This window comes from Candidatus Saccharibacteria bacterium, from assembly GCA_016432585.1.
Classification (GTDB): Bacteria; Patescibacteriota; Saccharimonadia; order Saccharimonadales; family Saccharimonadaceae.
This window is the reverse complement of the sequence record CP066696.1, coordinates 930,347-952,504: the sequence shown is the minus strand read 5'-3', so window position 1 is coordinate 952,504 and position 22,158 is coordinate 930,347. Positions and strand designations below refer to the sequence as shown.

Annotated in this window: 19 protein-coding genes; 4 read left to right on the top strand and 15 right to left on the bottom strand. The window is 48.1% G+C overall.

Annotated features, from left to right (window positions below):
• From HZB75_05185 to rpmH, 4 genes are all read right to left on the bottom strand, one after another.
• Positions 1-353: KH domain-containing protein (locus HZB75_05185; GenBank protein QQG51375.1), on the bottom strand; the 353-nt coding region annotated here is incomplete at its 3' end.
• Complete coding sequence (locus HZB75_05180) at positions 353-1,324, bottom strand: YidC/Oxa1 family membrane protein insertase (protein ID QQG50880.1); 972 nt, start codon at positions 1,322-1,324, stop codon at positions 353-355. The genes HZB75_05185 and HZB75_05180, both read right to left, overlap by 1 nt.
• 51 nt (positions 1,325-1,375) lie before the next feature.
• Complete coding sequence (gene rnpA / locus HZB75_05175; protein QQG50879.1) at positions 1,376-1,723, bottom strand: ribonuclease P protein component; 348 nt, start codon at positions 1,721-1,723, stop codon at positions 1,376-1,378.
• A 63-nt stretch (positions 1,724-1,786) separates the two neighbouring features.
• Complete coding sequence (rpmH, locus tag HZB75_05170) at positions 1,787-1,924, bottom strand: 50S ribosomal protein L34 (GenBank protein ID QQG50878.1); 138 nt, start codon at positions 1,922-1,924, stop codon at positions 1,787-1,789.
• A gap of 265 nt (positions 1,925-2,189) precedes the next feature.
• On the opposite strand from rpmH, the gene dnaA reads away from it, so the two are divergent.
• The 3 genes from dnaA (at position 2,190) to HZB75_05155 (ending at position 5,965) form a co-directional block, all read left to right on the top strand.
• The gene (gene dnaA / locus HZB75_05165; protein QQG50877.1) at positions 2,190-3,554 is read left to right on the top strand and encodes a chromosomal replication initiator protein DnaA; all 1,365 of its coding nucleotides are present in this window, start codon (positions 2,190-2,192) and stop codon (positions 3,552-3,554) included.
• Between the two features lie 268 nt (positions 3,555-3,822).
• Positions 3,823-4,923 carry a DNA polymerase III subunit beta gene (dnaN, locus tag HZB75_05160; GenBank protein ID QQG50876.1) on the top strand — a complete coding sequence of 367 codons (1,101 nt, stop codon included), beginning with the start codon at positions 3,823-3,825 and terminating at the stop codon, positions 4,921-4,923.
• Position 4,924: 1 nt separating this feature from the next.
• Positions 4,925-5,965, top strand: a complete 1,041-nt coding sequence (locus HZB75_05155) for a DNA replication/repair protein RecF (protein ID QQG50875.1) — start codon at positions 4,925-4,927, stop codon at positions 5,963-5,965.
• A gap of 90 nt (positions 5,966-6,055) precedes the next feature.
• Here HZB75_05155 and HZB75_05150 read toward each other — a convergent pair whose 3' ends face one another.
• On the bottom strand, positions 6,056-6,574 hold the full coding sequence (locus tag HZB75_05150) for a hypothetical protein (GenBank protein ID QQG50874.1): 519 nt from the start codon (positions 6,572-6,574) through the stop codon (positions 6,056-6,058).
• Between the two features lie 173 nt (positions 6,575-6,747).
• On the opposite strand from HZB75_05150, the gene HZB75_05145 reads away from it, so the two are divergent.
• Positions 6,748-8,370: a hypothetical protein gene (locus HZB75_05145; protein ID QQG50873.1), complete on the top strand. Its 1,623-nt coding sequence runs from the start codon at positions 6,748-6,750 to the stop codon at positions 8,368-8,370.
• Positions 8,371-8,477: 107 nt separating this feature from the next.
• Here the strand turns inward: HZB75_05145 and HZB75_05140 are convergent, their stop codons facing one another.
• The 10 genes from HZB75_05140 to HZB75_05095 form a co-directional block, all read right to left on the bottom strand.
• Positions 8,478-9,011 carry a hypothetical protein gene (locus HZB75_05140; GenBank protein ID QQG50872.1) on the bottom strand — a complete coding sequence of 178 codons (534 nt, stop codon included), beginning with the start codon at positions 9,009-9,011 and terminating at the stop codon, positions 8,478-8,480.
• Positions 9,012-9,015: 4 nt separating this feature from the next.
• Positions 9,016-9,636 carry a hypothetical protein gene (locus tag HZB75_05135; GenBank protein QQG50871.1) on the bottom strand — a complete coding sequence of 207 codons (621 nt, stop codon included), beginning with the start codon at positions 9,634-9,636 and terminating at the stop codon, positions 9,016-9,018.
• Positions 9,629-10,264 (bottom strand): hypothetical protein, encoded by a 636-nt coding sequence (locus HZB75_05130; protein QQG50870.1) that lies wholly within the window; start codon positions 10,262-10,264, stop codon positions 9,629-9,631. The genes HZB75_05135 and HZB75_05130 overlap by 8 nt, the downstream gene beginning before the upstream one ends.
• A gap of 10 nt (positions 10,265-10,274) precedes the next feature.
• Positions 10,275-11,567 carry a hypothetical protein gene (locus HZB75_05125; protein ID QQG50869.1) on the bottom strand — a complete coding sequence of 431 codons (1,293 nt, stop codon included), beginning with the start codon at positions 11,565-11,567 and terminating at the stop codon, positions 10,275-10,277.
• Positions 11,557-14,649, bottom strand: coding sequence for a M23 family metallopeptidase (locus HZB75_05120; GenBank protein ID QQG50868.1), 3,093 nt, complete (start codon positions 14,647-14,649; stop codon positions 11,557-11,559). Before HZB75_05120 ends, HZB75_05125 begins: the two co-directional genes overlap by 11 nt.
• A gap of 12 nt (positions 14,650-14,661) precedes the next feature.
• Complete coding sequence (locus tag HZB75_05115) at positions 14,662-16,551, bottom strand: DUF87 domain-containing protein (GenBank protein ID QQG50867.1); 1,890 nt, start codon at positions 16,549-16,551, stop codon at positions 14,662-14,664.
• Positions 16,552-16,553: 2 nt separating this feature from the next.
• On the bottom strand, positions 16,554-16,985 hold the full coding sequence (locus HZB75_05110) for a hypothetical protein (protein ID QQG51374.1): 432 nt from the start codon (positions 16,983-16,985) through the stop codon (positions 16,554-16,556).
• A 428-nt stretch (positions 16,986-17,413) separates the two neighbouring features.
• Positions 17,414-18,409 (bottom strand): PrgI family protein, encoded by a 996-nt coding sequence (locus HZB75_05105; GenBank protein ID QQG50866.1) that lies wholly within the window; start codon positions 18,407-18,409, stop codon positions 17,414-17,416.
• A 54-nt stretch (positions 18,410-18,463) separates the two neighbouring features.
• Complete coding sequence (locus HZB75_05100) at positions 18,464-20,782, bottom strand: oligosaccharide repeat unit polymerase (protein QQG50865.1); 2,319 nt, start codon at positions 20,780-20,782, stop codon at positions 18,464-18,466.
• A gap of 78 nt (positions 20,783-20,860) precedes the next feature.
• Positions 20,861-21,970: a hypothetical protein gene (locus HZB75_05095; protein ID QQG50864.1), complete on the bottom strand. Its 1,110-nt coding sequence runs from the start codon at positions 21,968-21,970 to the stop codon at positions 20,861-20,863.
• Positions 21,971-22,158: the final 188 nt, after the last annotated feature.

Here is a 22,158-nt window from a genome sequence, read left to right as displayed (position 1 = left end):
GCTGCATTAAGATCTGCAATATGCGAGTCACCGGTTCTACGAACCTCTTCAATCCAAACACGCGCGTCTGCAGCAACCTTTTCGGCGTGCTGTTTTTTGTAATCAGCAACGTCTACGTTAACGCGGGTGAGTTCGGCATTTTTGTTACGAAGGGTTGTAGAGATAGTGTATTGCAAGCTTCGAAGCGTCTCGGCATTGCGACCAATAAGAACGCTGTTGATATCAGTTGACGGCACAGAAAGCTCGATAACATCTTCTTCGCGCGTCGCCTCAACAACGACATTAACTCCAAAGAATGATACTATGTCTTCAAGGTATTTCTTTGCAAAATCAATTGACTCCTCGGCGTTCATTACTTCCTCGCTTTCGTTTTAGAATCCTTCGCTTTTATCCGGGTAACGGTCGGTGTTGACTTGGTCACTTTGGCCGGCTTTGCAGCTTTTTCGCGAGCTTTTGCCGTGGCCTTTTTACCAGCTTTTGGTTTTGCAACTGGCTCATCAGCTATTTCATCCATCTCTTCTGCATCTTTCTTAAGAAGATATGACTGCTGCGCTACCGCAACGATGTTTGAAACAGCGTAGTAGAGTGCCAACGCGCCAGGAACGGTAATCATAATAAAGAACATGAAGAAGGGAAGCACTTTCATCATTTTACTCATGACAATCGCGTTCATCTCTGACTGATCGGCCTGCTTGCCCTCTGCCGCTTCGCTCATAACATCGCGAAGACGCTTTTTGCTTTCGTTTTGCGGCATTGTTTGCTTGCTCATAATATACTGCGTCACTGCTGCAATGACCGCTAGAAAAACTAAGAAAATATCGACGCCATTAGTAGTAAAAGCAGATTTCGTAAGGTCAACTACCCCAAGAAGCTTTTCATTGAACTGCTCTGGATGTTCAATAACTTGCTTGATTGGGCCAATACCCTCCATAAAGTCATAGCTAAACTTCGCAATCTGATCGCGGTGAAGGGTAAAGATTTGAATAACACTATAAAGGGCAATAAAAATCGGAAGCTGAATAAGCAAAAGACCAATCGAACGGAATGGGTTAATGCCATTCTTTTTATAAAGCTCAAGCATCTGCATGCTCTCGAGTTGCTTATTACCCTTTGCCTGCTTTTTAATCCGCGCTAGTTCTGGTTGGATTTTTTTAATCGCCTGCGTTTGGTGAAGCTGTTTTTTAACAAGCGGGTACATAGCAAAACGCACAAGGACAGTAAAGATAATAAGGCTTATGCCAAAATCTCCGCCGGGAATAATACTATATAGCCCAATAAGCAGGTTAAAAATCGGTTGAACGATTAAGATGTCAAAAATATTCATGTTTATTAACTCCAGAAAACTATTTGGCTATAGTATAGCAGTTTTCTACAATTATTTATAGAGACCGGCCTGCGTAAACAACTCTTGCATTGTTTCCGTTAGCTCGGCGGGAGGCAGGGAAATCAACTCACTCGAAAAAACCAAAATTGCAACATCGTGAGGTGAGTGGAACTTTGGAAGTTCTTGGCGAACAACCTCGTACATACGACGGCGAATACGGTTTCGGCCCACCGCAGACTTGTGGACTTTTTTACTTACGACAACAGCAAATCGTGAATGCTTACGGCGCGGATTATCAACATATTTAATAGTGACAAGCCGCGACCGAACCGCTTGTCCGTTTTTATACACGTAGCGCAAACTGCCGTGACCATGAAACCTATGAAGAACTGACAACATAAAGTACCTTTATTATACCTTAAAATAAAATACGCTCTGTATATTGAGCGTATTTTCCGTAAACTAGACGGTAAGTTTAGCGCGACCCTTGATGCGGCGGCGCTTAATCACGGCGCGACCAGCTTTGGTAGCAATACGAGCACGAAAGCCGTGTGTGCGGGCGCGGTGACGCGTGTGTGGTTGATGGGTTCGTTTTGGCATATCTGTTCTATTGTACCCAATCTCCCCTGTTTTTACAAGAAGCGATTTGCATTTTACTCCCCTGCATTTTCTAGTATGTTTAGCTTATCCACATTAATTGTGCTGTTTTCCACACATTAACAGATCACCCGCATGTCTGTGGAAAACTAACACCCCTATCCCCCACCCAATTTTATTCCTCTGTTGAGGTTGTGGAAAACCTCGAACCACTGTATAGTTACAGGTAACAAACATGGTAGTTTTCATCAGGGGAAGGTAGTTTAGTATGCATCACGCATTGTGGCAAAGCGTTTTAGGAGAAATCGAACTCTCTATTTCGCATGCAGCATTTACCACCTGGTTTAAAAATACCGAACTTCTCGACAATACAGGCGAAGTTGTGACCATTGCTGTGCCAAACATCTTTGCAAAGCGTCAATTTGAAGTTAAATTTAATGACCAAGTAAAAACGGTTCTAGAAAAGAACGGCGTTTCACCAAAACGCATCACCTATACAGTCAAGACCACTGGCAAAAAGACTGTCAGCCGCGAAGTTACCGCGTCGCCAAGCGCAAGCGTCGACGAACTACTTGCGCCCGCACCAGCACGCGAACTATCTACCGCGACCACAAGTAAAAGTGGCCTCAACCCTCGCTATACGTTTAGTACCTTTATCGTCGGCTCAAGCAACGACCTAGCCTACACTGCCTGCCAAGCCGTTGCGGCAAACCCCGGCACCAAGTATAATCCCCTATTTTTATATGGTGGCGTTGGTCTTGGTAAAACTCACCTTATGCAGGCTGTGGGCAACGAAATTGCAAAAACAAATCCCGAATCACGGATTCTTTATATTAGCTCCGAAACATTTGTAAAAGACTTCCTTGAAAGTATTCGATTTAAGAAAAAGGGCTTTTCGGATAAATACCGCAATGTCGACGTACTGATAGTTGATGACATGCAGTTTATCGCTGGCAAAGAAAAAACACAGGAAGAATTCTTCCATACGTTCAATGCGCTTCACCAAACGAACAAGCAAATTATTATCAGTAGCGATAAACCACCAAAAAGTATCCCTACCCTTACCGAGCGTCTTCGCAGTCGCTTTGAATGGGGTATGGCAATCGATATCCAAATGCCCGATTTTGAAACCAGATGTGCAATCGTTGAAACAAAAGCCTCTATGTCTGGCATAGAACTTGGCCGCGATACTATCGAATACCTTGCGAACAATATTAAAACGAACGTTCGTGAACTCGAGGGCGCGCTAAACCAGTTACTCGCCTATGCCGAGATGCGCGGTGTAACGCCAGATATATCTACCGCCGAAGGTCTTGTTGGTAATGTTCGTCAGTCCAGACCGCAACATGTTACGGCAAAACAGATTATCGACAAAACAGCAAAGCACTTTCAAATCGAAACAAAAGAAATCTGCAGCGCTAAGCGCGACAAGCATATTGTTGTGCCCCGCCAAATTGCTATGTATCTTTTACGCAGCGAACTCCACCTTAGTTTTCCTAAAATCGCCGGCGAGCTTGGCCGAAAAGACCACACGACAGCAATTCATTCCGTCGAAAAGATCGAAAAAGCTATCAAACTCGACTTTCTTATACGCGAACAAGTTGCTGAAATCCGGGAGAAACTTTATGCCTAATGTATGGGGAAAACTTGTGCAAACACAGCGGATGAACCTGCGGATAGCCAGTGCAAGATTGTCCCCCATTTACATAGTTCCTGTGCGTAGTACTATGTTAGCCGGTGTACAACTATCGTTTCTACGCAAGTTGTCCGAAAGTTTTACCCCGCACCTTTCCCCAGCCAAAATCGCCATTTCACCTCTGATTGAACACTATTTGTACCCAGTTTCCACAGCACCTATTAATAGCTCCACCCTAAATAAATTAAAAGAAAGGTAATATATAATGGAACTCTCAGTTACCCAGGAAAATCTCACCAAAGCACTTAGTAATGTTGGGCGAGTAGCGAGTAGCAAAACAGGATTACCTATTCTTAGCAATATTCTTTTAAGAACAGATGGTAACCGATTACTTGTTGCAGCAACAAACCTAGAAATTGCTTCTACCCACTATGTTGGAGCAAAAATTATCACACCAGGAGCAATTACAATTCCTGCTCGTCTTGTTACCGACTTTGTTTCAAGCCTTCCAAAAGGAACAGTCGACTTAAAAGTAACCGACAGTCATTTGGCGATTTCATCTGGCAGCTACAGTTCGGTAATTAATGGCGTTGTAGCCGATGAGTTTCCTGAGCTTCCAACGATCGACGAAACATCATCGATTCAGTACAGTATTAAGACTGCTGATTTTAAACAAGCGGTTTCACAAACAATAATCACGACGAGCAACGACAGCACTCGCCCAGTTCTTACAGGGGTGTACTGGCATTCTTTTGAGGGTAATTTATATCTTGCGGCTACCGATGGTTATCGCCTTTCTGAACGCCGTCTTGTCGAGACGGTCAGCGAAGTTGCGGCAATTATCCCAACTACCACCCTGCAAGAAGTATTGCGCACTATTACCGACGATGTAACTGAAATTGATATGTTATTTGACGAAACGCAGGTTCGTTTTCGTGTGGGTGAATCCGAAATTACCAGCCGTTTGATCGATGGCAATTACCCGGATTATCGTCAGCTTATTCCTGCAAGTTCAGAAACGAACGTTGTTATGAATACATCGGAATTTGTACGTATTACCAAAATTGCAGGGTTATTTGCCCGGGATTCCGGCGGAAGCGTTACGCTAACAGCAGATAAAGAAAAACAGACGCTGTCTATCCACTCTATCGCCTCGGAGCTTGGGGAAAACACCTCTAGTTCCACTGCCGAGGTTTCCGAAGACGGCCAAGTGACACTTAATTCGCGGTATGTTGGCGAAGCGCTATCTGTTATCGATGGCGATAAGGTGGTGTTTAGATTTAGTGGAAAACTCGCTCCTTGCGTTCTTACTGCTCAGGCCGACGATGTCGACTATAAACATATCATCATGCCTCTAAAGAGCTAACATGCCACTTATACAGAAGATTAGCGTTCAAAACGTGCGAATTCATGATTCGTACGTTCTTGATATCTTGCCTTCGACCACTGTTATAACCGGCATGAATGGCAGTGGAAAAACCTCCCTTATAGAGGCGCTCTATATTGCGCTTCAAGGGTCATCCTTTAAGGGTGGCGATAACGATGTTTTGCAAAACGGCTCGCCGTGGTATCGAATAGATGTCGCGTTCGATGATGAATCGGTGCGAACGGTAAAATTCGATCCAGCCAAGCAAACAGGTAAAAAACAGTTTGTTATCGACGGAAAAACGCATTACCGATTACCCCAGCGGTTTAAATACCCTGTTGTATTGTTTGAGCCCGAGGATTTGCGGCTTTTAAACGGCTCACCGGTACGCAGACGCCAGTTTATCGATCATTTCATATCGCAACTCGACCCGCAGTACGCAACAGCTCTGCGCCGCTATGAACGTGTTTTACGCCAACGCAACTCTCTTTTAAAGCAGCAATCGGCAAACGATAGTCTATTTGCGTGGAATGTTAGCCTTAGTGAACACGGTGCGTATATTATCGACCAGCGAATTCGTTTTTGTAACGAGCTAAACAAGCGATTGAATGATGTCTATACATCAATCGCACATACCAGTGATACGGTGACGGTGCGATATTCGCAGCCCCACACCGAAAATATAATGCAGAAGCTCCTTGCGGATCTTCATGCGAATATCGAAAAAGACAAATTGCTTGGATTTACATCGGTCGGCCCGCATCGGCATGATATCCTTTTTGATTTCAATGGCTCCCCTGCTCTTTCGGTTGCGTCGCGTGGCGAAGTGCGGACCGTCGTGTTGGCGCTCAAGTTTTTAGAGGTCGATATTATCGAATCGATTACAGGTAAAAAGCCCGTAGTATTGCTCGATGATTTATTTAGCGAGCTTGACCACGAACGTCAGAATTATTTAGTAGATTCAACGAGTGTCGGGCAGACGATTATTACATCGGCGACAAATAGCTCTACGATTTCAAGTGGACAGATTAAAAAGTTATAGATAAAATTCTTGGATTGCCACACAGACAATGCCATTCCGCGTAGCCGCAGTCTCGTGGTCGCCAGGCAACCACGAGACTGCGGGAGCGGGTCACTTCTTGAGAACGGTGTCTCCACACCCACTCAGATCGATGCCCGTGTGAGCAGCGAGGTACTCGGGCGTCACCTTGGATAGCTCGATGGTGTGCGATCCTGGCGCGTAGCCGACCGGGTTTGCCGCCTCGTTCAGATAGACGGCCCGCAGGAGGACGCGCGAGCGCGACATGATGCGGGGATGTTTACCGCTGAGGATGTAGTCGGCGTGAGTCATCGAGAACTGACAGGTGCGAACTCCGGTGATCTCCTTGCTGTTCACGAACGGCATCAGGATGTAGTGCTTGTTGGTGTCCATGATGGCGATCTGGTGGGTCGGAAACCCCTGCTGACGCAGGTACGGATACACCTCGATCGGGCTGCCTTCACCCTCTTCTTTCGAGTTGGTAGCCGGCTGGCTCTGTGAGTTTGTGGCGACAGGTTTCTGGTCCATCTCGTTGACGGCGAACCAGGCTCCGCCAGCGGCGATACCAGTGATCAGCGCGCCAGTGGCGATGAATCCTACTACCCTTTTCATGCGACGACCTTTCGGGTCAGGTGCATTGTCTGTGTGTGCTCGGATTGAGCACTTTACACTCTAACATTATTTATAGAAAAGTCAATGATCCCAAGGTTAAATATTGTAAAAAATACAAAAATATGATTTAATAACACTGATCGTATCCCTACAATCCACATGTGAGGTGGGTTATGAGACGCAGGACTGCTGCAGTCCTTGTTGTCGTGGTGGCGTTGCTGCTGGCTGGCGCATATGCCGTCAATCAGAAGTATCCGTTTTTTGGCCCTAAGGCCAAGGACGGGACGCACGCGGTGACGCCAGATGGCGGAACGTTCATGTTTCCAAGCGGTCTCGGTGTGATCGTGCCGAAAGGCGCGGTTGACGCCGAGACGAAACTGACGGCAAGTGTGCCGGCCGCTCTTTCGAAGAGCGACGCTGGCCCATTCAAGGGGCTTCGAAGTGCGGGCGTGGTGTTTGACGTCACGCTCACACAAGGAGACCAGCAGGTTCAGCCGAAGCTTCCTGTCGAGCTCACTATCCCCATGGAGAGCGGCAGTAGTTTCAGGCCGAGTGCCGCACAGACTGGCAGCGTTCCACTGGCGTACACGCCTAGTGGCGAGGGAGGGTTTCTCCTGTTGCCAGCCAAGCTGCAAGATCGCAAGATACTCCGCGTGACGGCGGCGCACCTGTCGCCTAAGTACGTGGCGTATGTCACCGACGACGCCTTGCTGGAATCGTTCTTCCCGGAAACGGTTAAGACGGATCCCGCGAAGTGTCAGCAACAAGTCACGGCAAGTGGTGAGAAGATCAAGTTCGGAAACGCAAGCCGAGGCTGGTCACTAAAGAGTGACAGTGCGATCTTCGCCTGCCTCTACCCCGGCAAGGACGGCTACGTTCGCGTGGGTGTCGCCAACCGGATCGACTACATCCTCACGGTCGCGGCAACGCAGAATGTGCGGATGGTGGCTTCTCGGGGCAACCTAGAGGAGGAGATCACGAAGTATGTCGCCGGGCTGTTGCCTGGCGGCGAGAAGATCAAGGCCTACCTGGGCCGCGACGCCGAGCTGGTGGGGAGCATCAATATCAACGATCTTCCCTCGACTATCGAGTTTCAGGGAGATTTTCGGACATTCGCAGCCCAAAGTACTATCAAGGTGCTGGGGCTGGCGGTCGGAATTCTCACTGGTGACGGCAACGTCGATCAGAACCTGAAACTACTCGAACTGGCGTTCAAGACGCAGGGTCTTGTATCCTGCGTCCAGGACTCGATCGGCCCTCTGACCGGAAGTGCGAACCTAGGTCAGGTGGCGAGTGCTGGGGCTGGATGCTTTAGCCCGCTGTTCGAGGCGATTGCTGGTCAGATCGATCTCGGCAAGGTGTTGTGGCGTATCCCTTGGATGGCGGACGCTCTCAAGGGGATCGTCGACACGGCCATCTCGTCCATGAACGGTGTCAAACTGACACTGGCCGACACGCTCCGCGTAGAGGTCGTAAAGGTTCCGCCACCGTGCCCTACGGGCGCATCGCTCCATGATGCGCTGATCACGGGGATCAAGCGCGCTCTCCCTGGCACGGGCGCGACGGACGTATGGAACACTCAGGTCGTGGCGTGTGCTGACGGTTGGGCGTGGGGCGTGACTGACGTCGGAACGCACGACCCTCAGACCGACACGATCACCGCATATCTGATCCATTACGAGAGCGGAAAGTGGGTGGTCAAGGACGCAGGGCAAGATATGGGAGCGTCGCCCTACTGCAAGACCAGTGAAGTGCCCTTCCCTGTGAGAAAAAATCTGAGCTGTTATATTTCATGACGGCTCAGTCTGGGTAACGGGCGGCCATAAGCCGCCTAAGCTCGGTTGCTCCGTTCGGACGATGACGCGCCTACAGGTGCTCTCGTCCGAACGGAGTTGTTTTATTTTTAATCAGTATCAAATGGTGACGTGGCGACGATCTTGTTGTCTTTGTCGAACACGCGTACATAGGCATCGGCTGCAAATGTGTACGAAAGTTCGACCTTGTATGTTGCGTCTTTATTATCGGTAACGTTAAACGTTAGAAAAGTTCGTTCACCATCGGGCGTTTCTTTGATTGATCCCGGGGTGAAGGTGTATATATCCGCTTTCGTTGTCGTTGCGTAATTCGATAGCACATATTCTATAGCGCTTTTACGCAGGCTTGTCACCGCATAGCGGTTTAGTTCGTCGAAGCCGTTAAAAGTAGTGCCGTTTTTATACGAAACTGATTTTTTAGTCTCTTCACTGGATAAGTCTGTACTGGCGGCATTCTCTTGTTCGGTTGACTGAGTGTCGGATGTCGCTGGCTCGACGGGTGGCAGATCGCTTGCGGTATCTTGCCTAAAAAAGATAAGAAACCCGATAAAAGCCAATATGACGACACCGAGGAAAACAGAGGCGGCGATGACAAGTTGTTTACGTTTTGCTTCGTCTATCATGGATCTACTTTCTGTTTATATCCCTTAAAATGTCGACAGGAATCTGAGGGTAGTCTTTCGAGCTGAGTACGAGTGCTGGCTTTGCTTTTATCACCCATTTCCCATCTTCTTTTTTTAGAACGGTGCGATAGACGTCACTTACTTCTGTTGGGTGGCCGATATCTTGCTTCAAGGTGGTGGCGTACCATGTAGCGTTCTCGTAAACGTAGCCCGGGTTAATATCGAAGCCATTTATGACAGATGGATAAGTATCGCTGATTACTTTGTTGATAGCGTCCATCTCGGCTTTTAAGATTGCGTCGCGGTATGCCTGTGAGTATTCGGGGTTGATCGTGATTGTGGTGTCAGTATTTTTAACCGTAAAGCTAATTGGCGCATTGTTATATTTGTCGCCAGATGGGACGACAGTGTAGTCCCCCGCCTGTAGCTTAAGCTCACCGCTTGCATCGAGCGATCCGATCTTCTGATTATTATTTGTACTGCCAGAATAAACGTCGATAGTTATGTCGTCGTGCCTTATATCAAAGCGAACAACTTTGAACGTGTTTAAATAGAACACCACCGCAAGGCCAATAATAGCAATAACGAGAATGGTGATAATAGTGATAAGTTGTTTTTTACTCATTGTCGAATGGGCTTTCATAATCTCTAAAATTGATTTTGAATGTCGTCGGATCGTAGCCGAGGTTGCGGATTTCGTTTATTGCTGCGTTTCGGTAGCCTCTCGACGCATCGATTTCTATGATGATTGAATTACCCGAATCGTCTGAAGGATCGGCGCGATATCCTATGGTGTAAAGAAGGTTTTCGAACGGCAATTTTGAGGTTATTGGATTAAGAGCGGTGAACGCTATTCCCTCTTGAGAAGCTCTTTCGCCAGCTCTCCCCTCGTAATCGTAGTAGAGGCTATCATGGCTCTTCTTCCACTCGATTGCGCTATCTGATACGGGTGTTAATGCGACGTCGATCGAGGCGGTATTTGGATCGCCAATAAGTACTGTCGTTTTTTCAGTCTTAAACCCACCGCGAGATACTTCGATCGAATAGACGCCAGGCTCTAGATAAGCGGTTCCTTTTTTAATCTCGGTGCCATTAGCCATTACTTTTGCATCGCTTGGTATAACATTCACGACAACTGGTTGTGCATTCGGCCTTGTGGCGACGATAAATGCGGCCATCCCCAGTAGTCCAGCAATGAGCAGGATTATTGCTATAAAGGCGGCGAAATGGTTTTTTATAAAATCTTGTATCATTTTTATCCCCTTACTTCTTTCGATACCATTTTAACGTAGGGTCGCTAGAGGTGGGAGATTCGGTTCCTGCCATTGGTGCGCGCCCGCACTGTGAGGCGGAAGCGATTTTAGTCTGGAAGCCTTCGATCTCGCCTACCCATATAAATGTGTGTCCATCGCTGATTGCGACATCGCCGGCGCGAAGATCTGCAACATTAATTGTTGAGCCGGTGCCTATTGTTTCCCAGTTTTTACTCGCCCAGTCCGCCTGAACCGAAGTATTACCCGCCCCTTCGCTTCTCTTTCCACCATGATTGTAGGCTGGGTCGAAGCCACTATTTACTACCAGTAGCGTCACGAATGCACCGCAATCGACGCCACCACCGTGGCAAGGATCTCCGGTGTATATATTCTCATCGTCTGCTTTTCGAACGGCAGTCTCGTATTCCGGCTTCTTTTGCACATAGGGTTTTGGGTGGTATTCGGGCCAGGCATACGAGAGCGTCAGTTGCGACAGGTCGCCGGTTGCAGCCGAACAATTCGCCTGATTGCTCGTTGCGCCGGGTTTACCCGAAAATTCGTCGAAAATTTTTTGCGAATGACCGCCGCGACCATTAAGAACCTGTTCGGCAGAATCGGCTGAAACCTCAAAGTTATTGTGCCAAAACACTGTCGCATCGGCGACGGTTTTTTGCAGTTTCAATGTCTCCCATTCGTTTGCCGCTTCTCCGTATCCACGGGCTGTAACAGGACGGTGCGTGCTTTCCTCGTAAAGATACTCGAGCTCAAATAGCGTTAAGGCATCCAAGTCAACCGGTGGAATCTTGACGTCGGGGTTGCGGACAGTATCGTACTGAAGCTCGGCGTACTTAACGAGATTCGGCTTTTTCTCCTTTAGTTTACCTAAAACTCCGCCTTTTGGTGCGCTATATCGCCTACCGCCATCCCACTGTACTAGGCCCCAGGCGTTGCCCGTATAAGAGCTATTCCAGACATCGCCAGTACCCTGGTGTCGGGTGGGCACGATACCCGACTCGGCTACCATGTTACCCATAACTCCCGCCGCCTGTTCCGACGAAAGCCCTTTGCTCTTTAGCCAGTTCCAAACCTTTTCTTTTACATTGCTACCGGTTAGCGTGCTGTCGCCGGTTGAACACAATCCGCTATCTGGGTCGTAATAAAGAATATCGTTACCGCTGTAGAAATCTTGGTCGGGAATAGCGAGAACGCGCGTTGTATCGGCGGCAAATCCAATCGAAATAACGAGAGCCAAAAATACAGCAACAGTAGATTTAAATAGTTTTTTAGGTCGTTTAATTATCATTTACAGCCTCGTCATATCCGGCCACGCCGTTATCCTTTAAGAAGTTTGCGGGGTTTATAGCATTACCCGAACTGCCGCCTGCAGCCTCTGGTGCTACCTTGTATTTACTATATTTAACACGATCCTTCACTTCATCTACCCATATATTAAAGTCGAGATGCGGCCCGCCACAATACCCTTCGGCCTGTCCTGCACAGCCGATTTTTCCGATTTTTTGCCCAGCCGTTACCGTGTCGCCTGCCTTAACGAGTGTATCTTTTGGCCACATGTGAAGGTAGCGGGTTTTAAGACCATCGGCGTGCTTTATTGTTACAACGTTAACGGCTCCTCCTCCGACGGATACAACTGTGCCCGCCATAGCGGCGTAAACATCCGTGGGAGTACTGACCATATCGATTGCCGCGTGCCACGACGAGCCGTTCGATGCGCCAGGAACCGAACCGCGTGGGCCATAACCGCTTGTTATTGTGTGGCCTGGTGCAACCGGCGATACAACCTGACCATTGTCGCTTTCGGCTGTTGCGCCAGAGTTTGCGTAGCCGTTTTCCATACCTTCATCGATACTTTGGTCGATATAGAAGAGGCGGAACATGTCGTATTTCTTCTCTTCGTCACCCGTGTGCTCATTTTGAACACATTCTTCACCCTTATTGATATCATCTTCGGATACGAATCCACCAATCGATGCAGCGCGCTCCATACAGTGCTTTATGTATTCAGCATAATCGTTGTCGTCTTCTTTTGGTTGGCCGGTTTCTTCGTCGACATAGTCGTGCTCGAGCATGTAGTCGAGTACAGTTTCCGGATCGATAGCGAGCACGTCGCTTGTGAGGCCGTAGCGAACATTACAAAATGGATCGACAGCAAGATCGAACTGCTTATAGTCGCGGTCTTCGCATACATTGTACTGTGCCGCTTCCTCGGCCGCGCTTGCACTTGGTAGTAGACTTGCGAATGAAGAAGTTGTGAATTGGGTCATTGCCGAGATATTACTTGTTAGACTGCTCGATATTTTCGATGCGTAAGGTATGAGGTTCGATACGAATGTCCCCATGAAGGTGTGTGGATTCGAGGCATCTAGCGGGTTTGCATTTAGTCGGTCGACTGCATCGTATTGAGCCATGGTTTCCTTGGTGAGTTGCGCATATGCGACAGCATCTTCTTTTTTCTGAGCTGGAAGTCCGCGACCTTGTGAGGTTTGAGCGTTGTACCCGCCCATGCCCGAGGTGATTGCATTACCTGCTTGGTTACCGTTTTCATTTCCGTCTACAAGTCGCCCGGCGGCCATGTCAACAAGTTTTGGCGTTAGCATGGCAAGGGCGACGCTAATCGCAATACCAACACCGGCTTGCGCAAGTACACCCCATCCAAGACTTGCTCCACCACTAAAGAATGCAACTACCGCACCAACAATCGCGGTTCCGAATAGAATGGTTTGTCCCCAGCCGCTTTTTACGAATTTACATGTCTCATCGGCGACGTCGATAGATGTCGCGCCTTGCTCAACGAATCCAATAACGGCTGCAAGAATATTATCGGAAACAAGCTGGCCATTGATGTACTTCGTGGTCTCGTCGTTAATAAGCACTTGTTTCTGTTCTTCTTCGCTTAAGGACGTAGCTCCACCTGTATTCTGGCCAACATCTTCGCTTCGAGGCATCGTCATGACGTCTCCATATGCTGCGTATTTATAGCCGTACGAATCGGTAGCGCTTTGTCCAATGGCGTTCTGTGACGTAAGAATATTTCCGACAAATTCAACTTGTTTCGGAGTGGCGTCACCCGCCTTGATAGAATCGGCCGTATTCATAAAGACATGTGCATAACGAAGGAGCATTAACATACCTAAGTACTTTGCGGCATACCCAACGGTGCGTATTAATAAGTACCCGGTACATGCCGTATCAACGGCGCCAAGGCCTAGTGCAGTTGAAGTAAGTGCGCCTTTAAGCGTGGCTTTGGTAGCCTTTTTGCCTACATCAGCTAGCGAGCGGCGTGCCTCGATTTCGGAGCTAAGTTCTGACGTTGCGTTGACTCGTTCGTTATATTCGGCCTCGGTGATTGCTTTACCGTCTTCGTCCTTATATACGGTGCGCTTACCATCCGTACATCCGTCTCCGCCGTCACATTCCTCCTCTGTCTTGATAGCATTAGCCTTAGCTTCTGCTGCCGCCTCTCCGCTGGCGGCATCCACCAGCTCCTCTTTCATCTTCTGTTCATCGGTCTTTTCTTCGGCGTCAGGTTCGGCATTTACGTTATCTTTGCCCTCATCAGCCCCGATATTTTTCTGTTTATTTATACCTAACTTGGCCGATAGCTTTCCGAATAAGGAATCGGCAAAACCTGCTAGCTTGGGATTATACCCCTTCATCATGGCGCTTCTAAAAGCTGGGTTTGTCCGTATTTCACTGGCAAAATCAGCCGCTCCAATCACCTTGCCGCCGAATTCAATGCTTGTAATTTTCGCCCGCCCTTTTATAAGGGTTTTCCCATCGGTGTTGATTTTTCCACCTTCGGCAACGATCGCTTTTTCTAGCTTGCTGAACTGCCGCTTCGACATACTATTGTACTTACAGCGAATACTGAGTTTTTGCCCACAGAGGCCAGAGGTTGTTTTGCCAAATTTTTTCTTAATAAGTGCAGTTGTACGAACATCCATGGCGGCAAGTTGGTCGTTAAACTTGTCGTTCATCTTTTCTTTAAGGTCAACAATCAACATCCCCGGCGAGAACAAAAGCGAAAAACCACCACCACCGCCTAGAAGTAGTGTAATAATGAGCCCCATCGGCCCCTTCTTTTTCATAAAGCTTTTAAAGGTTAGCTTTTGTTTTTGCCCGCTCTCGTCACGATAGAAACTTTTCCAGCTAGCTTCTTCGCGCTCTCTGGCCTTGTCTATATTTTGAGTTTTGGCAATGTTGTCATTTTCCTGAGAATCGTCGGCAGTTTTATCATGATTGCCGGCAATATCTTCGAACTGTTGATCATAGGCATCTTGCTCTTGTTTGTAAAGATCCTTGGCATTATCAGAGTACGGATCGAGCCGCTCATCTTGCTTTTGGTCATCTTTATAACTTAGTGCCATAAATTACCTTTATTATACGTTACTATCCCCGGGATTGGTGTAGCCGCCGGTCATAGGTTGTTCTGCTGGTTGCTGGGGTTGCATTTGAGGCTGTGACATTGGGTTGGTCGAAATAAGCCCTGTCTCGGTTTGACTTGCCACAATCTGTATATGAACGTGGTTTTGTCCCGCAAAGAACAAACCCTGCCCTACTGGGAAGTTGGCAAGACGTTTGCGTTCTTCCTCGGTAAGTTTAAAGACATCCGAAAGTACGTCGACGGCACTCGATGATTGCTTAAGGAGTAACTGCATAGATGAGTTAGCCACGATCGCGCGGCCCATTTTACTTCCCATGAAGTCTTCGACATCCTGGGTAATTGTTGTGAGCCCCAGATAATATTTACGCGCGCGTTTCGCAAGTGAAAACAAGAAGTTTGCGGAGTCGTCGTACTTCATAAGCTGCCATGCCTCATCAACGATCAACATGCGCTTGCGCTGTTCGCTACGAGTAATGTTCCAAATGTGGGAAAGCACGATATACATAGCGACCGGGCGAAGTTCGTCTTCGAGGTCGCGAATATTAAAGACGACCATGTGGTTATTGATATCGATATTCGATTGCTGCGAAAAGATACCGGCAAACGTACCAGTGGTGTATTTACGAAGACGCTGTGCTAGCGCTGGCCCTGTGCCACCCATGTGGAGAAGCGTATCGTAGAGATCACTAATTGTTGGTGGAAGCGAATTGTGCGTGAGTGGGTCACTCGTGATACCCGCGCGAGCATACGTATCAATCAAGCCTTGGTCAAGGTCGGCTTCTTCGGCCGGCGTTAGCGCCGACATCATCTGTCCCGCTGCCGTTGCTTGGCTACCACCAAGCATGAGGCGGAACAAACCATGGAGTGTTACGAGGTTTGCGCGCAGTGCGTCATCTGCCTCTTCTCTATCGATAACTCTGGGGAGGTCGAATGGGTTAATTCGCGTGTCGGCGTTTAGACTGAGTCGAATATAGCTTCCGCCTACGGCATCGGAAAGTTTTTGGTACTCGTTTTCTGGGTCGATAATAAGCACATCCGAGCCAACCATCATACTGCGAAGCGCTTCGAGCTTAACGGTAAACGACTTACCAGCACCAGACTTTGCAAATACCACCATGTTTGCGTTTTCCAGGCTGAACCTGTCAAAAATAACCAGGCCGTTGTTGTGCATGTTAATACCGTACAAAACGCCCTTTTCTTGAGTAAGGTCGGCGCTTGTAAATGGAAAGCTTGTGCTGATCGCACCGGTGTTCATGTTGCGGCGAATCTGTAATTGGTCGCTCATCTGTGGGATCGTACTGTTAAGCCCCTGCTCTTGCTGGCTGCTTGCTACCTTGCTAAAGATAAGTTGCTGACCAAAGAGTGTTTCGATTTTGTGTTGAACAAAACTAAGCTCATCGAGGCTATCGGCGTAAAGTGTTACGTACAAGCCGTAACGGAAGAATCGCTCAGATCCAACCTGCAATTGGTCACGAAGTTCTTCGGCGTCTTGCAGGGCCGCCTCAAGACCAGGGTCGCGAGTGCGCCCCTTTTCGCTGTTGATCGACATCGAGGCCTCAAGTTGCGTCACCTTTTTGCGAAGATTATTTAGGACAACCTGGCTTTCGACCGGGTAGATAAACATACTAATATCAAGTACTTCATCGATATTGATAAGCGAACTTAGCCAGCCTGTGTAGATTTGGCGTGGGTAGCCGTAGATATATAGCGTACGCCCGTATTTTGTTCCCAAGCGAAAATGGCTGGCGTGGATTTCAAGGCTGCTTGGCGCAATAAGGTCGCGAAGCGTTGTCATGCCTTTTAGAAAAGCTTGCTCAACTTCTGCTTGTTCGCGTGCGCGCTGTTCGGCGGCAATATCAATCGGGTCGAGTTTTTTCTTAGCCATTTTTACATCTCCCCTTCTTGTAGGTGTGGTCGTGGCGCTTCACCCTGACCCTTTTGAACGTATGTACTTGTAACGCGCTCAAAATCGCCTAGTGGCTCACGGACGGCCGTATCTGGGTTGTAGACGTTGTAGTACAGCTCACCTAGTTCTTTGGTGTTTAACTGAACGCTGTTAACGCCAATCTGAAAGAGCCCGCTTGTAACGGAGTCGACACGGTTTTTGATTTCATCTTTTGCCTTTTCGTACGATGCTTTGTCGATCCTTGTTGCTGTTGATTGTGGCTTTGAAAAGAGCTTTCCAAAAATACCCTTGCTCTGTTCAATAACATTGTTCAGGTCGCCGGCCGGAAAATACGGAATAACAACAAAAAAGCTTTTATCCATGATATTTGCCTCTTGGGAAAGTGCATCGATAAAGTTGATGTAATCGTCCATAAGAACATTAAGTAGCATGTTGTCCTGAGCTCTGCGAATAGTAGAGAGACGGTCGATATAGGGACCGATGTCGACGCGTTGCGAACGAATAAAAATCTGAATCGGAAAATACAAGGCGTTAAGGAAGTTTTGGTAGCTAAATTCAACACCCTCGCGTTCGCGTGAGCTCATAAGGTCGAAGTTAATAGACTTGCTGGCGATAACCGCGCGAAAACTTCCATCGCTCATAATCACCATACTGTCGCGAATTTCAGATATCAGCAAACTATTCTGCGTCGTGTTTAGTGGCGGCGCGGTTTTAGGCTGCTGGATTGTTGTACCCGCTGGTGCTGGATTCGGCGGACTCGCCGGTGCACCGGTTGGCATCGCCTGAGGTTGTTGATTGTTTGGCGGCACGTTCCCACTCTTCCTTGCTCGATTTATTTAAACTAACGCAGTGATATGACTACTTCATCCTCGGGAAGTTTCTCCTCTTCCTTTTGATGAATTCGATTAGCCTCGTGCGCAATGGTTTCGATAGATAAATCGGAGTTATTTGCAAGGTTTATTATATCAGGAGAGACAGGTCTTTCGCTAGTAGTTTCGGGCACAGATGGCGCCGGAATTGCTGGCTCTACTGGTGCAACAGTGGTCGGAGGAGCAGCGACGGCTGGTTGCGGCAGCTGTTCGCTAAGAGGAACAATAACAGACTGATGAATAGAGTTTGGGTATGGATTGAAAGTAACATGCGGATCGTTGCTCGTGTCAACGGCAGGCGTCGGGGTGAGTGCTGCATAAGGGTCGGCAATGGGCGGCGGAGTAATTCGAGGTGGAGCTGCTACCGGCTCTGGCGCCTGGTGCATGCGCTCTACCATTTCTTGTCGTCTTTTGGCGTCGGATTGGCTAATCATGGTATCGAACGACTGCGAAACACCGGCTGAGCTGTCGAGGATATCCACGGCTTGTTGCGCTTCGTAGTAAGCATCGTTTTGCATGGCGCTATCTGTCACTGGCATACCAACGCCTCGAACCGACCATCCGCCGGTATCAACAATATCAGCAAGGTACGAAAGGCGCTGTTGCGCTTCCATTTGCGAAAGGTCTTTTGCTCGCTGCACCTCTATTTCTTTAGGTGCGGTAATTTCAACCAGCGATTGAATGCCATCGGGCTGCCATAGACGTTTGCGTGGTTTTAAGTAAAACGACACAACGGCGGCAAGGTAAATTTCCATTGGCTGGTCTTTGCGAAGCGGCAATGCTAGTGCACCAAAAAATATAATCAGCGGCAAAGGGATAATTGCGAGGGGAATAAATAATTGACTCAACCCCCACCCTATCGCAATGCTAATGACGGCAATAATTAAGTAAATAAACTGCCTAAAGCTAAACGGGCCGATTAGTTTATCGTCGGCTTCGACGTCTTGAGGTACTTTATATACTGCCATTTATGTTAAGTATATCAGATCACTAGATGCAATAACCATAGGCGATTATAGCCACTAAGGGTTTGGTGGATTAGGTGGGTTCGGAGGGTTTGGCGGGTTATTATTATTCATCCCGTGGAGTGCGTTTTGTACTATCGCCTCTTCATGTGCTATATCAATCTCATCGCGCGATGGTGTTGCGCGAAGGTCGCCGCCAGCTGCATTTGTAAGGTGTCGCTTCTGGTCGTTATCGAGATTAGCACTAACTCGTGGATCACCTAACATACGCCGTGCCTGTTCGGATGATATATCCCCATGTGCCACCATCTTTGCCATACTCCCTTCATGCTGGCCTGCAAGATCGTTGTCTGAGAGAGGCTTTGCGTATGTGTCTGAAAGCTTGGCATCTGTTGATGCTGCCCAGGCTGTTACGTCGGCACCTTTCTGCTTTGCGTACTGACCATGCTTGTCCTTGATGTTCGATCGGAGATCGCTGGATACGCTAGCGAGTCCAGCCTGAGTGGTCGGATCAGCGCTATTTTCGCTATTTTGAATCACCTGGCGAAATTTAGTAACACCGCTACTTCCCGATCCAAATAAGATGTTCTGAGCGGCGACGGCCGAGGTTCGATCTCCTTCTGCGATTGCCTTTTCCAACGCTTTTGCAGGGTCGTCGAAGTTAACTTTAATGAGCGCCTCCATATTCGAAACGTCTTCTTGGAAGTTCTTCTTTTCTTGACTTAGAGCTGAGGCGACAACGGCTGTTTTTGCTCGTTCGTTCGCATCTGTTACGCGACTTCCGCCAGCCATTTGCGAGGCAAACACATTGTCGCCACCGTTAGCCCTAGCCTGCTCACTAATATAGCGCGTTTGTGCATCGCGGAGCCCAGCTTCGCGACTGGCATTCACGGCATTACGTCGTGCTCGGCTTTTTACACTCCCTGCATAGAATGGAAGTCTTCGCCCACCGTTCAGTGCCCTGTTTTGGCGAAGTGTCTGGCGGTTCTTACGATACCCCTCGGCGCCTTTCTTCATACGATCGAAAGGACCCTTGTTCGGGTTGTTAATAAAGCCACCGAACCTATTAAGTACACCGCCGGCGGTTTTCATCACAATTGGCGTTAGTGCAAGCGGGATAATAGCAACGCCAGCACCCATGATTTGCATCGTTATCTTTTGTATCTCTGTAATCCCACTACCCCCCGCAGTGGTCATGATAACTGTAGAGGCTAACGCCGATGCACCAAATATAAGTGATATGATGGGATACATTAAGAGTAGGGTTTGAAGTAGTCCCTTCCATTTTTTAAACAGATCTTCTGTATTCGGAAGTAGATATGCGACAAATGCAAGAGGAGCAATAATAACGAGGAGAATAATAAGTGCCTGTCGTAATGCCAAAACAAGAAATACGGTAATAATAGCCACGAGTGCAGCGAGTATTATCGGAATGAAGGCGGACAGGCCGACATAAAGTGCTATACCTCCAGCTATACCTCCGGCCAGTATCGCACCGGCAATACCTGTCCACCCTTCTCCGGTTTGAGAAGGGTCTAATTTGGCTGTTGGTGCTGCAAAGCTAGACCCGAGACTGTCGAATAGTTCCTTTACTGACGCGCCAGCAATATTAGAGGCGTCAACCGCAACGGCGCATATCCAGTAGGATATATTGACGAGCACTGCCGAGATGATAAGACGAGGGAGCATCTTTTTAATACCATAGTTGGTGATTCCTATACTCGATATCTGCGAGAAAATAATAAAGAGAAAGGCGATAACAAATGCGACGTTTGCGAAGTTTCGCATGATTGACCATGCATTATAGATATTCTTTGAACTCTCCTCGCCAGTTGTTACAAGTGGTTGTACGCCAAGAAGGGTTGCGACTATTGAGTAAGCGGAGTCGACAATTTGCGATAAGAACGTCATGACCGGGCAGATAATCCAACCGATACCATCTACTGCGCAGCTTGTTTTATCTTCGGCCTCTTCCCCTTCATCGCCAGTCTCGGTTGGTGCAGGAAAGGTGCCGACTGGAGGGCCGTTTTCAGGATTAGTAATTGTAATATCACGATCAAATCCAGCTGCTGGCTCGTCACATCCCTGGGTCGTTAGCTTTCCTGTTTTATTATCAGGTGACGGTGCGATAGTAAGCGTAATGTCGCAGTCGCCGTCGCTAAAAACAATAAACGTATTGCCGTTACGCGGAAAATTTAAAACGCCGTTATTGGCGGCAGTAACGTTATTGTAAAGTCCGCCGCTTGCTTCAATCGTTGTTTCGTTGATCCACCGGTATTTCTCGCCTGCCGCATGTGCGGGAGTGCTGCCCAAAATAAGAGCCAAGCCTGTCGAGGCGATAATCAACCCTAAGAGCGCGAACAGTTTTGCTTTCATAGTACTTACGCTAAATTATGTCGCAAAGTGACAAAAAAAGAAAGGCTCTTGCGGAGCCTTTCTTTTGTGAATGCCTGGTTACATCGTTTTCTTTGGACTGTTGTCGAATCCTGCGATTCGCCAATATGGTCCAAATTCGCCTGCGCGGTCACGAGGGCTATATTCTCCAGCCTGCACAGTACCAGAACTATCGAGCCCCATTTCCCATATGTAGGGATTCTCAAGGCCGATAGGTGCAGAGTAGCGTGAGTCTTCGCCGACGCTATTTGCGCTGGCATTATCGCGGTATTGAACGGTGACGGTAGTGCCTACGGCAATTCCTGGACGATCGAGGTGTTTGTAGCCAATAGACATAGATGGTGGATCAACGATAACAAACTCACCTTTGTAAGGATTTGCTTCGTCTTTGGTGAATTCTCTTAGTGATTGGACCTTTGCTGCGATAGTCTTGATGTCGTCGATGAACGAGGTCGGGTATGTAACGCCCTTAAGGTCGGTTTTCTCAAAGAGAAGCTGTTCGAACGCCGTATCGACAAACTCTCGCTTAAGAGCAGATTCTCCAGCATAGGAAGAACCATCTGGTCGAGTATATTCGTATTTGTCCATCACTTCGGGTGCGACGCCTTCAATGGTTGTGATATCGTAATTCAGCCATTTATTGATGAGGCTAACAACCTCGGCAGTGGCCTGTTTCCCGTCTTCTACCACCTCTGGGTGTGCATCGGTAACGTTATATTCCGTGTAGTCGCCTGCATCAATAGCGAACGCTTCTTTGAATGCGTCGAATCCTTCATATGTCTTTCCGTCAATTTCAAACGGAAAATTAGCCAAGGTGAGATTATTAAGAACCTCAGCGCCGCCTGGAGCGGATGGGGCTGTCTCGCCTGGATCTGCAGGCGCGGTCGCTACCGGTGGGGTTTTGGCTTCTACATTGTCGCCGCCGCGGGTAAGTGCATAGCCACCACCTGCAAGAATTACTGCCAATGCCGCGCTTGCGCCAATAAGACGAAGGCCCCTTCGTTTACCACGTTGCCTGTTAGGATCGTAGGTGCTTTCCTCGAATTGCTCTTGGTCGGCGCTGCCGGGGATTCGGTAGGTTTCGGTCGTAGTCGAGCTGTTCAACGCACGCTCCTCCCCCTCTGGCGTTTCGCCTGAATTTGGTGTTCGGTGTCGTTGTTCTAAACTCATTACACGGTTCCTTGCGCACTTATGTGGGCACTTAAAACTCTTTTGTACTTTTTATTATATCGCAATACTAAAAAAATGCAAGGGGTCTAATTTTTTCCACATACACTACATATGGTGTGTGTAGGATACGTATCAGAGGTGTATGTAATTTAAAAAATACGCCGCCCTGCGAGTGTGAGAACGGTTAA